A 15,540-nucleotide genomic window follows, 5' to 3' on the forward strand; every position below is an offset into this window, starting at 1 on the left:
CGGATCGAATGTTCCGGGTCGCGTTACACCGACTACACCGACATGTCGCGCGGCTCCGGCTTGCGGTCATCGAACCAGCGGTACAGCGTGGGCACCATGACCAGCGTGAGCAGCGTCGACGTAATCAGCCCGCCGATCACCACCACCGCCAGCGGGCGCTGCACCTCGGAGCCTGGACCCGTCGAGAACAGGAACGGCACCAGACCCAGCATGGCGATCGTCGCGGTCATCATCACCGGACGGAAACGCTGCGTGGCGCCGCGCACCACCGCGTTGCGCAGCGACATGCCCGATTCACGCAATGTACGGATGTACGACACCAGCACCACCCCGTTCAGCACCGCCATGCCCCACAGCGCGATAAAGCCCACCGACGCCGGTACGGACAGGTACTCGCCCGTGACGAACAGCCCGATGATGCCGCCGATCGATGCAAACGGCAGCACCGTGATGATCAGCGTGGCATACCGCACCGAGTTGAACAGCAGGAACAGCAGGAAGAAGATCGCGGCGATGGTAATCGGCACGATGATCTTCAGGTGGCCCATCGCGCGTTCCATGTTCTGGAACTGGCCGCCCCACTCGAAGTAGTAGCCCTCGGGCAGCTTGACCTTGCTCTCGGTGGCGGACTGCAGTTCGGCCACGAAGCCGCCGAGATCGCGATCCTTCACGTTGATCATCACCACCACGCGGCGCTTGGCCATTTCGCGGCTGATCTGCGCCGGGCCATCGGTCACTTCGATCTTCGCCACGCTCTGCAGCGGCACCTGCACGCCGTCGGGCGCCGATACCAGCAACTGGCGAATCTCCTGCACGTTGCTGCGGAATTCCTCAGGCAGGCGTACGGCCGCCGCAAAGCGACGTTCGCCTTCGAAGATATCCGTGGCACGCTTGCCGCCGATGGCAATCTCGATGATGTCGTGGATGTCCGACACGTTCAGCCCGTAGCGCGCAATCGCCTGACGGTCGATCTCGATCGACAGGTACTGCTGGCCCGAGATCCGCTCGATACGGATGTCCTGCGACCCCTGGATGCCACCTGCCACGCGGGCGATCTGGCCGGCCAGGTCACGCAGCGTCTCCAGGTCGTCGCCGAAGATCTTCACGGCGATATCGGAACGCACGCCGCTGACCATCTCGTCCACGCGGTCCGAGATCGGCTGCGCCATCACGATCTGCACGCCGGGAATGGCCTTGAGCTTCTCGCGGATCGCGTTGGCGATGTCGTCCTGCGTCCAGCCATCGGGCCACTCGTCGCGGTCCTTGAGGCTGGCGATCGGCGTCGATTCGTTCTGGCCCTGCGGGTCAGCCGGGCTTTCGCCACGACCCACGCCCGAGACCACCGACTTCACGCCCGGCACTTCGAGCACCAGCTTGTTGGCCTGTTTCTCCAACTTGATCGACTCTTCCAGCGAGATGTTCGGCACACGGTCGATAGCCGGCACGATCGAGCCTTCCTTCATCTCCGGAATGAACGATGTACCAAGCAGCGGCACGATCATCAGCGTGGCGATGAACACCCCCACCGCCGACAGCACGGTCTTCTTGCTGTTTGCCAGCGACCAGTGAAGCATGCGCAGGTAGTAGCGCTTCATGAACGCGATGACGCGCGTGTCGTGTTCGGCGCCGCCCTTGAGCAGGTACGACGACAGCACCGGCGACAGCGTCAGCGACAGGAACAGCGAGATCGCCAGCGCGATCGAGATCGTGAAGGCCAGCGGCGCGAACATCTTGCCTTCCATGCCGGACAGCGTCATCAGCGGCAGGAACACCAGGATGATGATGCCCACGCCCACGATCACCGGCGTGGCCACTTCCTGCACCGCCTTGACCAGCACTTGCGTGCGCGTCAGCCCGGTTTTCTCCGCGTGGCCGAGCCGCTCGAACGCGTTCTCGACCACCACGACCGAGCCGTCGACCATCAGGCCGATGGCGATGGCCAGCCCCCCCAGCGACATCAGGTTGGCCGACAGCCCCACCTGGTTCATCACGATGAACGTCAGCAATGGTGTCAGCACCAGCGTGGCCAGCACGATCACCGAGGAACGCACGTCGCCCAGGAACAGGAACAGCACGATCACCACCAGCACCACGCCTTCGAGCAGCACCTTGGTGACGGTCCACAGCGCGGAGTCCACCAGTTCGCTGCGGTCGTAGTACGGCACGATCTGCAGCTTGCCCGGCAACATGCCACGCTCGTTGATATCCGCCACGCGTGCCTTCACGCGGCTCACCACTTCCTTGGCGTTGCCACCGCGCATCATCATCACGATGCCGCCGACGGCCTCGGTCTGGCCGTTCTTGACCAGCGCGCCCTGGCGGACCTCGTGGCCGATCGTCACCTGCGCCACGTCGCGCAGGTAGACCGGCGTGCCATTGATCTCCTTGAGCACGATGCTGCCGATATCGTCGACACCCTTGGCCAGGCCCACGCCGCGGATCAGGTACTGCTCGGCGTAGTGCGGCAGCACGCCACCGCCGGAGTTGGCGTTGTTACGCGCCAGCGCCTGGTAGACCTGCTGGATGTTGATGCCGTAGTGGCGCATCCGTTCCGGATTGACCAGTGCCTGGTACTGCCGCACGAAGCCGCCCTGCGAGTTGATTTCCGCCACGCCCGGGATCGAGCGCAGCAGCGGCCGCACCACCCAGTCCTGCGCGATGCGGCGCTCCGACAGTTCCTCCTGCGTCAGTTCGCGGTCGCCGTCGTCGGCGCGGTCCAGCGTGTACTGGTAGACCTCGCCCAACCCGGTGGAAACCGGCCCGAGCACCGGCGTCACGCCCTCGGGCATTCGGCCGGAAACCTCGATCAGCCGCTCCATGACGAGCTGCCGCGCGAAGTAGACGTCGGTCTTGTCCGTGAACACGAGCGTGATCAGCGACAGGCCCGCCTTGTTCAGCGAGCGCATCTCCTCGAGTCCGGGCAGGCCCGTCATCGACATCTCGATCGGCACCGTGACAAAGCGCTCCACTTCCTCAGGCGAGCGTCCCGTGGCTTCCGTGGCAATCTGCACCTGGACGTTGGTCACGTCCGGGAACGCATCGACGGATAGCTTCCCGGCCGCACGCAGGCCAAAGAAGAACAGCACCACGGCGATCACGCACACCACCAGCCGCTGCTTGATCGCGGCTTCAACAAGCGATGTCATCATGGCCGGTTACCCCTGCTCCTGCTGCTTGCGCTCGTTGTCCAGGTGGAACGCGCCTTCCACGACCACGCGGTCGCCAGGCTTGATGCCACTCTGGACCACACGCATGCCGTCGCTCTCCGGGCCCAGCTTCACCTTGGTCAGGCGGTACTGGCCGTCGCTAACCTCCACATAGACCTGTTCATCGTTGCCTTCACGGACCACGGCCGAACCCGGCACCACCAGCAGTTCCACCGGTTTGGCGGCGATCAGCATGGTGGCGAGCATGGCGGGCTTGAGACGGCCATCCTTGTTCTGGAGTTCGGTACGAACCAGCACCGTGCGCGACTGCGGATTCACGGTCCGGCCCACGTAGATCAGCTTGCCCGTGATGCGGCCATTGCTGTTGGCGAGTGACGGCACCTCGATATCGACGCTCTGCCCTTCGGCCACCTGCGCAGCCTGCTGCTCGGGCACCTCGGCGACGACCCACACGCGCGACAGATCGGCCACCGTGTACAGCGCGTCAGCCGGCTGCACCACTTGGCCCTGCGCCACGTTGCGCTCGACCACCGTGCCGTTGATGCTCGAGAACACCGGCGAGTACGACTCGATGCTGCCGCTCTTCGCCAGCGTGGCGATCGACGCGGCGGACATGCCGAGCACGCGCAGTTGATCGCGGTAGGCACGGGCCTCCGCCGCGGCAATCGCGTATTCGCTTTCGCGGCGCTGCAGTTCGGCACGGCCAATCACATCGGCGGCGAACAGTTGCCGCGCGCGCTCCGCATTGCGGGACTGCAGCGTGTTCTGCGCCTCGGCCTTCAGGAAGGCCATCTGGGCAGCGCCCAGTTCGCTACTGTGCAGACGGGCCAGCACCTGGCCCGCCTTGACCTCCTGGCCGAGCACAGCATAGAGATCGGTCACGCGGCCAGTCACGCTGGCGCCGATGCGCGAGACGCGCTGCTCGTCGAAGTCGATACGGCCCGCCACGCGCAACATCTCGCTGAATGGGGACGCGGCAACCGGCGCCACCTTGAGTGTGCGCTTGAGGTTCTCCGCGGGCTTGACGATGCCAGGTGGCAACTTTGGCGCCTCGGCGGCCGGGGCGGGGTCATCGGAACAGCCGGCCAGCGACAGCATCATCACGGCGGCGGCTGCAAAGGAAAGCAGGAATTGGGGACGCATGATCAGTTCAGATTCGGGAGATCGGGCATGGACGACGCCGGGGCGGTATTGACGCCCGGCGAGGCCGACATGAGCTTGTCAATCTGGATGGCGGCGACTTGCAGTTCGTACTGCGCGGCAATCAGCTCGCTGCGCGCGCTACGCAGCACGCGCTGGGCGTCGAGGTAGTCGAGAATGCCGCGCTCGCCGAAGCGATACGCGGACTCAGCCACGCCCAACGCCGACTCGGCCTCGCGCACGATGCCCGATTCGAGCGCCGTCACCTGGGCCTGCGCGATCTCGTACTGGCGATAGGCGGTGTCGAGTTCCTGCATCAATTCGAATTCACGCGCTTCGAGCGCCGTGCGGGCCTGCGTGGCCTGCGCCGTCGCCTCGCCCACCGGGCCGCTGCGGCGATCCCAGATCGGAATCGTCATCACCAGGCCAATCTGCGAAACATTGTTGTCGGGCTGCCGCTCGGAGCTGGCACGCACCGCCACCTCGGGCCAGCGCAGCGCGCGCTGGTAGTCCACGCCCAGCTTCGCGCGTTCCAGCTCGCTGCGGCGCTGGGTCAGTTCCGCATTGCTGGCCTGCAGCGTGTCGCGCAACGTTGCCAGCGGTGGCATGTCGGGCGCGTGCCCGAGGCTGCCGTCCAGCGCGAAGCGCGCGGGCATTACGCCTCCCACCTGCTGGCGCAGCGTGGCCTTGGCCTGGTCGACACGCAGCTCGGCCGTCTGCAGCGTCTTCTGCGCAGCCAGCAGTTCGGTGTCGGCCTTGATCAATTCATAGCGCGGGGCCTCGCCGACGTTCACGCGCACCTTCGCGCGCTCCTGGATCTGACGCGTCATGTTCAGGTCCTCGCGCGCGGCGGCCAGTTCGGTCTCGCGGCGCAGCACCTGGTAGTACGACGTCTTCACGCGCGCAGCCAGGTCGCTGCGGAAGCCTTGCCGCATTGCCTCGGACGCCTCCAGGCCACGGCCCGCCATCTGCTCGCGCAGATTGCGCTGGTTCGGGTAATCGAGTTTCTGGACGATTGCGTACGACGGCGCATTGCCGCTGGTCACGCCCGGCTGCTTGCCGGACAGGCGCCCATACATCACTTCCACCTGCGGGTTCGGATACGCACGGGCGCTGGTAATAGCAGCCGTGGCAGCATCCACATTGGCCTGCGCGGCTTCCACGCCCTTGTTGGTCGACTGCGCCAGTTGCAGCAACTGCGGCAGGTCGAACGTGTCGGGGGCTGGCGTGGTAGCGCGCGGCATGGCCCTGGCGGCGAGCTTCGCCGCTTGTGGCGAGGCAGCCCCGGGGGCGGCGGTAACGCCGGCCGGCACGGGCTGCGCGGCCCAGGTCGGCGCGCTCATCAACGACAGCGCGGCGGCCCAAGTCAACGTTTTCTTGGTCTTCATGTCAGGATCGGTCGAACGGTACGACTGCCCCGGCGCCTACACGCACGTTTCCCGTCACACGCCCCGCCACCGAACATCGTTCGGCAGGCGGGCACGCATGGCGTCAGACCGCGACGGCAAGCGTCACGGACGTGTGTGGGCTCAGGGGCAATGAAGGCGCACCGTGCGTGCAGTCAGCACGGACGGTGCGCCTGAGCGATCAGACGAAGGGTCTGGGCGGCCGGAACTGGCCTTCGGACTGGAACTTGCCGCGTTCCGTGAGCGTGGGCAGCACGACATCGACGGATTGCGCAAGCTGGAATGCGGGAAGGATGAATAACGCGCTGGTCTCGTCGACCGCGTCGAAAAGATCGAGCGGATCGAGCAGATCAGCCGACCAGATATTGCAGTACCCCGGCGGCGGACCGTCATCGAATTCCGCCTCGTCACCGAAGTCGGGATCTCCCGGCAGGGCAAGCTGCGCGAGATCGTCACCGGTGGCGAGCCTCGCATCGTAATCGGGTATGGCCACCTCAACCTTCGCCGCTTCCGCTTTCGCCGCTACCACCTTCGGCACGGCCGAGCGCACGTTCGCCGCTGCCGAGAACGACAGCGCGGACAGGCACAAGGCAGTCAGCAGGAAGAGGACGAAACGCATCAAATCGGGGGCGTGAAAAGCGGATAAAAATCACATTTCTTGTGACTGATACGGTACAACTGCGGCATCAGCCTGAGAATTGTGATATTGCGGCACAGCATTGTAACCGACCGCAACAATGGACCCGGCGGAGGGCGGCAAGTTCCTTTGGCGGCTCCAACGACGGATCGGTGTGGAGCATCCGCGCGGCGCGCCGGGGCGGAGCCACCGCCGCGAATGCGGTGCGGATCCCGCTTCAATCCGGCGTCCCCGATTCCACCGCATCACCGTTTTTTGCCCTATGCCAATCGCTGGATTGGCATACCTGCCAAGTGTCCGGGCATGTCAGAATGACGCCTTCGGGCCAGATCGGACTGGATCGGGCCAGATGAATCCTGGCTTTCCCGCACACATCGACTGTCCTGGCACCCAATGAAAATACACGGCAAGACCGCCGCGGAGATCTTCGACTGTGTACGCACCCTGACGCAGTCCCGGCAACTGCTCCCCGGAACGTCTCTTCCCCCCGTACGCGACCTGGCCCTGGAACTGGGCATCAATCGGAACACGGTGGCCGCGGCCTACAAGCGCCTCGCCATGGCGGGCATTGCCGTGACGCAGGGGCGGCTTGGCACGATCATCCGCGACCAGTACGAGCCGGGTGAGCAGGAAGGCACGCTGGCGGGCAGCCCCCTGACCGATCTTGCCAGCGGCAATCCGAATATCGAGTGGCTGCCGGATATCTCGGCCGCGCTGCAGAGTCGCCCCTACAAACCGCGGCTCTATGGCGAACCCACCGTCAATGCCGGGCTGGAAGCGTATGTGCGGAAATGGTTCGAGCCCGACTGCCCCACGCCTTTCGAAGTCAATCTGGCGCATGGCGCCGTCGATGCCATCGAGCGGCTGCTCAACGCGTATCTGGTGGCTGGGGACAAGGTAGCGGTCGAAAATCCCTGCTTCCTGAGCAGCATCAACATGCTGCGCGCCATCGGACTGCAGCCGATCGGCGTGCCCGTGGATGCGGAAGGCATCCAGGCAGAAGGTCTGGCAAGCGCCCTTGCCAAAGGGGCTCAGGCTGTCATCCTGACGCCGCGCGCGCACAACCCGACGGGCTGCTGCCTGAGCGAGAAGCGGGCGCGGGCAATCTCGCGATTGCTCGCAAAGCATCCCAATGTGCCGGTAATCGTCGACGACCATTTCGCCCTGCTCTCTGGCGCCTCCTACCACCCGGTGATTCCTCGCAGCACCTATCGCTGGGCCGTGGTGCGGTCCTTCACCAAGGCACTGGGCCCCGATCTTCGCGTCGCCGCGGTTGCCAGCGACGTGGCCACATCCCGGCAGCTACGCTTGTGCCTGGCGCCCGGAACAAGCTGGGTCAGCCACCTTCTGCAGGACATCGTCGAGGTCACCGTCACCCGCCCCGAGACCATCGGGCTGATCGACAAGGCCCGGAACGACTACGCCCGACGCCGGCAGGCGATGGAGCAGGCGCTGGACGCTCAGGGCATCGGGCACATGGCGCAGGGCGATGGCTTCAACCTCTGGGTGCCCTTGCAGCGCGACGACCAGGCCATCGCCCTGGCACTGGCCCGGCAAGGCTGGCTGGTCCGGCAAGGGAGCGTTTTCTCCGTGCAGGATGGCGTGCGGGGCCTGCGCATCACGATTTCCGCCATCGAACCGGCACAATGCGAACGGCTGGCGCAGGACATCAGGCGCAGCCTTGGGTAGATCGCCGTCACCACGGTGGCAATACAGTGATTCCCTGCCGTAACAACGACACCTTGCGACGATACCGGGCAGAAACGGTACAAACAGTACAAACGGGATCGTTCCACATTAGAATTCTGCCCCATGAAACAATCAGCGGCCCGATGCGTTGCACCGGGTCGCCCCAACGCCCGCCTCCATGTCCTTTTCGGTCCTGCTGCAACGCCTCGCCCCGCTACACCTGCTGACCCGTATCGCAGGTCAACTGGCGGATTGCCGTCAGCCCTGGCTCGCCCAGTACCTGATCCGCACGTTCGTGCGCCGGCACAAGATCGACCTCGATGAGGCATTGGTCAGCGACCTCACCACCTATCCGACGTTCAACGAGTTCTTTATCCGCGCGTTGCGCCCCGGCGCGCGCCCGATCGCCGCAGCAGACTGGACCAGCCCGGTGGACGGCACGATCAGCCAGATTGGGCGCGTCGAAGCCGGCCAGATGATCCATGCCAAGCAACATGCCTACAGCGCCACCGCGTTGCTGGGGGATGCCGCCCTCGCGAAACAGCTGGAGGGTGGGTGCTTTTCCACGGTGTATCTGAGCCCCCGCAACTACCACCGGATTCACATGCCGTGCGATGGGCGCCTGCTGGGCATGCGTCATGTGCCCGGCAAGCTGTACTCCGTCAGGCCAGATATCGTTGAAGGCATCGACGGACTGCTCGCCATCAATGAGCGTCTGGTTTGCTGGTTCGAGCATCCGCAGCACGGCGTCTTTGCGCTGGTGCTCGTGGGCGCGGCCATCGTCGGGCGCATCGCCACGGTCTGGCATGGCCTGGTGGAGCCCAAGCGATCCGGGCAAGTCTCGGAGTGGCACTACGCCGACGGCGCTACCGCACCTCAACTGAAGGATCTGCTCCAGGGTGTGGAGATGGGGCACTTCCAGCTCGGCTCGACGATCGTGTTGCTGATGCCGGGATCGGCATGGCAATACCATCCGGACTGGCAGGTCGGACAGCCGGTGCGGCTGGGTCAGGCAATTGCCAGCCGGGGCTGAGTCGTCCCGCATTCGCCCCACAATCCGCCCCACAATCCGCCCCACAATCCGCCCCACAATCGCCCCACAACCGCCCCACGCACCTGACCGATTTCAGCCCTGGATGTGCTCGTCCAGGGAGGTCTTGACGAACAGCGGCTCGATGCCGAGCACCCGCACGCCACCGGGGCCGCTTTCCACCACACGACGCTCATCCGTTGCCACAAGCAACTCGAGTCGATAGCCATCCGAGGCACCTAGGCGGCCCGCAATGTCCTTGACGGCCTCCGCGGCCCACGGTGTGCCGGAATCGAAATGGCCCAGCAGCCTGTCATGGCGCCAGATGTTGAGTCGATACGTTTTCATCGGATCACTCTCGATGCGTGATACAGGGGGTCGACGGCAATTGAAGCTCCAGGCTTTGCGCGCGACGGGTGGCTTCCAGAGCGGTCACCACGTGGTCGCTGGCGCTGGCCGCAGCCTCAGCCAGCGGCATTCCTTCCAATAGCCGCGCGGTCAACTTCGCGCTGAACAGGTCTCCGGTGCCCTTGGGTGACACCGGGATGCGGGGATGGCTCAGCACCTGCGCATCGTGCCGGGTAACGATGAGCAGTTTCATGTCGTCGTGTCCCCACGTGCCGGGGGCCGCGCTGGTGACCACCATCCATTGCACGCGATCGGTCAACAGGCTGCGCGCGGCGGCGACGACCTGCTCGACGCTGTCGGCGGAACGGCCACTCAGATGCCCGAGTTCGAAATCGTTCGGCGTGAGTCCATGCGCCAGCGGCAGAAGCAGCTCGCGCACGGCCTCGACCATGCCATCCGCGACATAGATCCCGGTGTCATGGTCACCGATCACCGGGTCGACGATCACCTGCACATCCGGGTACTCGGCCAACACCTGATTGATCCAGCGGGATAGCACGGCCACCTGCTCCGGATTGCCGAGATAGCCGACCAGGATGGCTTTCAGGCGCTGGAGCGCGCCACGGGCCGACAGGTCGCTTAGATATCCCCCGAACCAGTCGGTGGGTAGCGCCCCACCGTGCAGCGTCGGGTAGTGAGGGGTGTTGCTGAACATGACCGTCGGCACGGCGGCCACGTTCAGGCCATGCGCACGCAGCGTTGGCAACGCCACGTTGTTGCCAACATGGCCATAGACCACCTGCGACTGTACGGACACAACGTCCATGAAGATGGGACGCAGCGCGTCCCCGGAATCTGTCTCAGCAGACATGGATCATTCCCTTGCGATGCAATTCAGCGTGTGCCATCAACGTTCGTCTTGAAGGCCGGAGCGAGCAGCACTCATTGTAGGGTCGCCCTCCTCCGCCTCTGGCCAGTAATGGCTATCGGGCGTAGATCTGGCGCCAAAAATTGCCTGACCAACACGCACGACCGTGGCGCCTTCCTCGATAGCAATCTCGAAATCCCCGGACATACCCATCGAAAGCGCCTCGAGCCCGATGCCGACGGGCGCATCCTGCCGTAGCCGCTCGCGAAGCTCGCGCAGCAGCACGAAGCACTGGCGTACCCGCTCGGCTTCCGCCGACAGCAGCGCCAGCGTCATGAGCCCGCGCACGCGCAAGCCGGAGAACGCAGGCAGCGCGCGCAGAAATCCCGGCACCTCATCGGGATGCAGACCAAATTTGCTCGCCTCGCCGGACGTGTTGACCTGCACAAACACATCGAGCGCCCTGCCCTCGATCTGCAGACGTCGGTCCAGTGCCTCGGCCACGCGCAGGCTGTCCAGCGCCTGGAACTCGGTGGCGAAACGCGCCACGAGCTTGGCCTTGTTGGTTTGCAGGTGGCCAATCACCGACCACTGCAGGTCTTCCAGATCCGCCAGCGCCTCCCACTTTCGGTAGGCCTCCTGCGGCTTGTTTTCACCGAGCAGACGGCAGCCGGCCGCATGGGCCAGACGAATGCTCGCCTCCGGCTTGGTCTTGCTGACGGGCAACAGCCGCACACCGGCAGGATCACGGCCAACGCGGTGACAGGCCGCCGCGATGCGCGCATGAACCGCTGCGAGGTTGTGACGGAAGTCCTCCACGGACTCGGCCTGTGGCCAGCGGTTGTGCAGGTCGTGGAGCGGCTGCGTCGGATGTACGGAATCAGGGGAATCTGTGTGCATGGCCCGGGCCTCGGCGCATATCGGGATATCAGCGGTGAGCGGACATGCCACTCCCGCCGCAGCATTGTCATAGGACAAATGCTATCACGACACAGGACGGAGTGGGATCCGGCGAAAACCGAAACCATGCACAGGCTCAGGGGCGAAACGGCAGCCCCTACAGATCCAGCACCAGACGTGACCCCGCGCATCCGGCCACACAGACCATGACGTCCTGGGCGCGCTCCTCCGGCGACAGGACCCGGTCCCGATGAATCGGCGGGCCTTCCAGCCAGGTCGTCCTGCACGCGCCACAAACGCCGCCTCCGCAAGACACGGACACGTCCGCCCCAAGTGCCTCCAGCGTTGCGACCAGCCCGACATTTGGCTCGACGATCGCCTCCTTCCCGCTCCTTGCCAGCACCACGGTATAGGGCGCCGCGTCGGTATCTTCCACAGGTTTGGGCGGCGTGAAGCGCTCGATGTGCTTGCGGGCGTCCGGCCAGCCTTCGACGATCCGCTCGAAGACGTCAAGCATCCTCACCGGACCGCAGCAATAGGCTTTGGCGTTCCCATCGCACGCATTCAGAATTGCATCCATATCCGGCGCGGATTCGACGCGCGTGTCGTACAGCCGGACCCTGCCCGCCGCGATGGCGTCGCCCAGCATGTCGACGAGCGATGGCGCCCCCGCGCTAGACCAGTGCAGCACGTAGTTCGTCTGACCCCGCAGTTCGAGATCGCAGATCGTCGAGATAAACGGCGTCACACCTATCCCGCCTGCGATGAAGACGTTCATCCCCGTATCCGTGGTGCGGATGCCACCTCTGGGCAGCGACACCCCGATCGACGCCCCGACATCGAGCCGCTCGTGCACGAAGGCCGATCCCCCTCGCCCCGCCACCTCGTGCTTCACGGCGATGACATACCGGTTCCTGTCCGAAGGCGCGTTGCACAGCGAGTACGTGCGCACCAGGCCGCCTCCGAGATGCAGGTCGATATGCGCGCCGGGGGTGAAAGGCGGCAATGGCCAGTGGTCCTGGTCGCTGAGGACGAACCGCTTGACGCCGGGCAGTGGCTCGTCGATGGCGGACACCACCACCGAGACGGTCTTGATGGGCCGGGCCGCCATCAGGCTGGCCTCACTACATCGCCAATACGGACCACACCGCCGCTGAGTATCTTGCAGTTGAGACCCGAGCGATGAACGAGCGGATCGAAGACAGCCTTGCCCAGGATTTCCTCCAGGTGACGGCATGGCGTGGACAGGCGAGTGGCTTCCAGCAACGTGTCGCCAAGCCAGAACCGGCGCCCCACGAGGTGATTGAGAGGCACGCCCTCTACCGTGACGTTCCGGCGGTGTTCCTCGGGATGCAACACGACCTTGGCATCCCGGGCCAGCGCCTCGAGCGTTTCCAGTTCGAACAGCGTGACCTGCCGGCCCTCTTCAGGCTTGTGAGAGTAGAACCCTGCCTCGTTGCCGATCATGTAGCGATCCCCTTCGATACCCTTGCCAGCGACGAGGGTGATCTCCGGAAAGGGCAGCATCGGCAGGAAAGCCCTTGGCGTTTTGTGAAGAAAGCGGACAACACCACGCCACGACGGCGCAGTGGCTTCGACGCTGCGGTCTGAGGTCTGACTCACGGTTTCCTCCATACCCTTAAAATTTCCTATATGACACACTGTGTCATGAAATCATAGGGCCAGAGGTACGGCGCGGCAAGTGAATTGCAGAACTACGTGATCCGCTGTTGCCTGGAGCGAAAGTCAGCCTCCGCGAGGGTTCGCCTTCGCGTTACGCCTTCTTGCGATCGCTGACGACTACCAGGGCCTGTGCCTGAATCCGCCCCAGCGAACGTGACCGGTGCGGAATGGAAGCGTTGAAATACAGCGAATCGCCAGCGCTCATGCGCACGGTACGGTCATCGAACAGGACCTCCATCTCGCCCGAAACGACGAAGATCAGTTCCTCTCCCGCATGGCTCGCCATGGGCTGGCCTTCTTCCAGCGTGAACGGCGGCACCATGATGAACGGCTGCATCGCCTTGTCGGGCCGTTCGGTCGCAATGGCCTCGTAGGTATAGCCAAGGCGCTCCGTGGAAGGGCTGAAAGGAATCCGGTCCGCCGCCCGGATATGAAGAATCTCGTTGGCTCGCGACGACCGCGTGATGAGTTGATCCACCGTCACGCCCAGCGCATCGGCCAGCTTGAGCACAGTGCCAATGGTCGGCGACGACAGTCCCCGCTCCAGCTTGGACAGGTAGCTCTTGGTCAGTGACGCGCGTTGCGCCAGTTCTTCGAGCGTCAGGCCGTTGAGTTTGCGCAGCTCGGCCAGCCGCTCGGCAATGCTCGGCTCGGCCGCCACGGGTTCCACTTTTTGCTTTTTGCTCATCCCGGAATCGAGGTTTGTGCGCGCCTGAACCGGCGCATCCATCGGTCCGCGATTTTACGGCCCGATGGACCCACCCGGCAACTCGGTTGCACTAAGGACACTTTGGTGTCATGCTAGACACACTTGTTTCCAATATGCCCCCTGAAGGAGAATGCAAGTGCGTCCCACCCGCCCTACCCGCCCCCACCGCCGCCGTAGCCTGTCATCCATGGCCAGCCTGGCTGCCGCCATGCTGCTGAGTATCCCGTTCACCGCCAATGCCACCGGATACCCCGACAAGCCAATCACCCTGGTCGTGCCGTTCGGCGCCGGTGGCATTACCGACCTTATCGCGCGAGCGACGGGCAAGGCGCTCTCCGAGCAGCTTGGCCAGTCGGTGGTGGTAGAGAATCGGCCCGGCGCCGGCGGCAACATCGCTGCCGACTTCGTGCGGCGCGCGCGCCCCGATGGCTACACGCTGATGTTTGCCACCGTTGGCGTGCTGGCCGTCAATCCGCATACGGACGTCAAGGTCAACTTTGATAGCGCGAAGGATTTCACCTACATCTCGCTTGTGGGGTCCACGCCATTCCTCGTCGTGGTTGGCGCGGATGTTCCGGCTAACACTCTGCCCGCACTGATCAAGCTCGCTCAGCGCAAGCCCGATGCCATCAGCGTCGGCACCGCCGGCGTGGGGAGCGCGCCCTATCAGGGAATGCGCATTTTCCAGGACGTGGCGAAGGTCGAATTCCTGCATGTGCCATTCAAGAGCGGCGCGGAATCCGTCACCAACGTCGTATCGGGCCAGGTCAACATGACATTCGAGGCCACGCCCCAGGTGATGCCGTTCGTGACGTCCGGCAAGCTCCGCGCGCTGGCCGTGGCAAGCCCGCACCGGCTCTCCACCGCGCCGCAGGTACCCTCCACAGCAGAGCTTGGCTTTCCATCACTGGTATCCGGCTCCGTGGCCGGCCTGATCGGACCCGCGGGACTTGATCCGGCCATCGTGAAAAAACTCAATGCCGCCGTGGCGAAGGTGGCTGCCGATCCGAAGTTCAAGGCAACGCTTATCGCGCAAGGGACCGAGCCCGCCGCGTCATCACCCGAACAATTCCGCAAGCTGATCAGCGACGAGAATCAGCGATGGTCTGCCCTGCTTGGCGCAGGCAACAAGTAAAGCCACCTCCTATCCCGACTCCAGCACATCCCTGAAGGACACAACATGGCCAATACCATGCAGTTGAGCAAGAGCGAAATCGTCGCGTCTTCGCTCGAAAAAATGCAGACCGAACTCCGCGCGGACAGAATGCCGCTGCGCGAAGCTGTCGCCGAGACCTGCCGGATCCTGTTCACATTCGGGCACGATTCCGTGCTCTCCGGCCAGATCACGGCGCGGGCGGAACAACCGGGCACGTACTACACGCAACGCCTGGGTCTTGGCTTCGACGAAATCACGGCGGACAACCTCCTGCTCGTCAATGAGGATCTCGAAGTGATTTCGGGGAACGGGATGCCAAACCCCGCCAATCGCTTCCATTCGTGGCTCTATCGCGCGCGTCCCGATCTGAACTGCATCGTGCACTCTCACGCGCCGCACGCTTCCGCGCTTGCCATGCTGGAAGTGCCGCTGACGATCTCGCATATGGACACGTGCGTGCTGTACGACCAGACCGCGTTCCTGGAAAAATGGCCAGGCATTCCAGTCGGCAATGAAGAGGGCGAACTCATCGCGGGCGCCCTGGGCGACAAGAAAGCGATTCTGCTGTCGCACCACGGCCTGCTGGTGGCGGGCGCGTCGGTGGAAGAAGCCTGCGTGCTGGGCGTGATGTTCGAGCGCGCCGCTCGCCTGCAACTGCTGGCGATGGCCGCCGGGGAAATCCAGCCGATTCCACCCGAACTCGGTCGCGAGGCTCAGCGCTGGGTCAGCACGCAGAAGCGATTCGAAGCGACCTTCGCCTACTATTCGCGCCGCGCGCGCCGCCAGCTCGACGCGCAGTAAGGTTGG

The 15,540-nt window shown here is 64.5% G+C and carries 14 protein-coding genes; 4 read left to right on the plus strand and 10 right to left on the minus strand.

The annotated features are described in order from the left end of the window. Positions 1–32: 32 nt before the first annotated feature. The 4 genes from B2246_RS18240 to B2246_RS18255 all read right to left on the minus strand — a co-directional run bounded on the left by B2246_RS18240 (position 33) and on the right by B2246_RS18255 (position 6,332). Positions 33–3,149, minus strand: a complete 3,117-nt coding sequence (locus tag B2246_RS18240) for an efflux RND transporter permease subunit (RefSeq protein WP_286882560.1) — start codon at positions 3,147–3,149, stop codon at positions 33–35. Between the two features lie 6 nt (positions 3,150–3,155). Further along, on the minus strand, positions 3,156–4,310 hold the full coding sequence (locus B2246_RS18245) for an efflux RND transporter periplasmic adaptor subunit (RefSeq protein ID WP_008648666.1): 1,155 nt from the start codon (positions 4,308–4,310) through the stop codon (positions 3,156–3,158). A 2-nt stretch (positions 4,311–4,312) separates the two neighbouring features. After that, positions 4,313–5,695 carry a TolC family protein gene (locus tag B2246_RS18250; RefSeq protein WP_035883242.1) on the minus strand — a complete coding sequence of 461 codons (1,383 nt, stop codon included), beginning with the start codon at positions 5,693–5,695 and terminating at the stop codon, positions 4,313–4,315. Positions 5,696–5,894: 199 nt separating this feature from the next. Further along, positions 5,895–6,332 (minus strand): hypothetical protein, encoded by a 438-nt coding sequence (locus B2246_RS18255; RefSeq protein ID WP_008647690.1) that lies wholly within the window; start codon positions 6,330–6,332, stop codon positions 5,895–5,897. Between the two features lie 411 nt (positions 6,333–6,743). Here B2246_RS18255 and ptsJ point away from each other — a divergent pair, with 411 nt between their 5' ends. Then, positions 6,744–8,039 (plus strand): transcriptional regulator PtsJ, encoded by a 1,296-nt coding sequence (gene ptsJ / locus B2246_RS18260; protein ID WP_286882561.1) that lies wholly within the window; start codon positions 6,744–6,746, stop codon positions 8,037–8,039. A 178-nt stretch (positions 8,040–8,217) separates the two neighbouring features. Further along, complete coding sequence (asd, locus tag B2246_RS18265) at positions 8,218–9,072, plus strand: archaetidylserine decarboxylase (RefSeq protein WP_008647693.1); 855 nt, start codon at positions 8,218–8,220, stop codon at positions 9,070–9,072. 93 nt (positions 9,073–9,165) lie between these two features. On the opposite strand, the gene B2246_RS18270 is transcribed toward asd, so the two are convergent. The 6 genes from B2246_RS18270 to B2246_RS18295 all read right to left on the minus strand — a co-directional run bounded on the left by B2246_RS18270 (position 9,166) and on the right by B2246_RS18295 (position 13,598). Next, on the minus strand, positions 9,166–9,417 hold the full coding sequence (locus tag B2246_RS18270; protein ID WP_186425665.1) for a cytoplasmic protein: 252 nt from the start codon (positions 9,415–9,417) through the stop codon (positions 9,166–9,168). Positions 9,418–9,421: 4 nt separating this feature from the next. After that, on the minus strand, positions 9,422–10,288 hold the full coding sequence (gene pdxK, locus B2246_RS18275) for a pyridoxine/pyridoxal/pyridoxamine kinase (RefSeq protein WP_186425666.1): 867 nt from the start codon (positions 10,286–10,288) through the stop codon (positions 9,422–9,424). Between the two features lie 36 nt (positions 10,289–10,324). Further along, on the minus strand, positions 10,325–11,185 hold the full coding sequence (locus B2246_RS18280; RefSeq protein ID WP_286882562.1) for a YggS family pyridoxal phosphate-dependent enzyme: 861 nt from the start codon (positions 11,183–11,185) through the stop codon (positions 10,325–10,327). 157 nt (positions 11,186–11,342) lie between these two features. After that, entirely contained in the window at positions 11,343–12,296 is a 954-nt protein-coding gene (locus B2246_RS18285) for a PDR/VanB family oxidoreductase (protein WP_186425668.1), read from the minus strand. Further along, a complete protein-coding gene (locus B2246_RS18290; protein WP_035883233.1) occupies positions 12,296–12,808 on the minus strand; it encodes an MOSC domain-containing protein in 513 nt (170 codons plus the stop codon). The genes B2246_RS18285 and B2246_RS18290 overlap by 1 nt, the downstream gene beginning before the upstream one ends. 151 nt (positions 12,809–12,959) lie before the next feature. Next, positions 12,960–13,598: a helix-turn-helix domain-containing protein gene (locus tag B2246_RS18295; protein ID WP_008647707.1), complete on the minus strand. Its 639-nt coding sequence runs from the start codon at positions 13,596–13,598 to the stop codon at positions 12,960–12,962. Positions 13,599–13,707: 109 nt separating this feature from the next. Here B2246_RS18295 and B2246_RS18300 point away from each other — a divergent pair, with 109 nt between their 5' ends. Beyond that, a complete protein-coding gene (locus tag B2246_RS18300) occupies positions 13,708–14,712 on the plus strand; it encodes a Bug family tripartite tricarboxylate transporter substrate binding protein (protein WP_035883231.1) in 1,005 nt (334 codons plus the stop codon). A gap of 45 nt (positions 14,713–14,757) precedes the next feature. Continuing rightward, positions 14,758–15,534 carry an aldolase gene (locus B2246_RS18305; RefSeq protein ID WP_011518603.1) on the plus strand — a complete coding sequence of 259 codons (777 nt, stop codon included), beginning with the start codon at positions 14,758–14,760 and terminating at the stop codon, positions 15,532–15,534. Positions 15,535–15,540 lie beyond the last annotated feature (6 nt).

Source organism: Cupriavidus sp. UBA2010 (genome assembly GCF_002335265.1).
Classification (GTDB): Bacteria; Pseudomonadota; Gammaproteobacteria; order Burkholderiales; family Burkholderiaceae; genus Cupriavidus; species Cupriavidus metallidurans.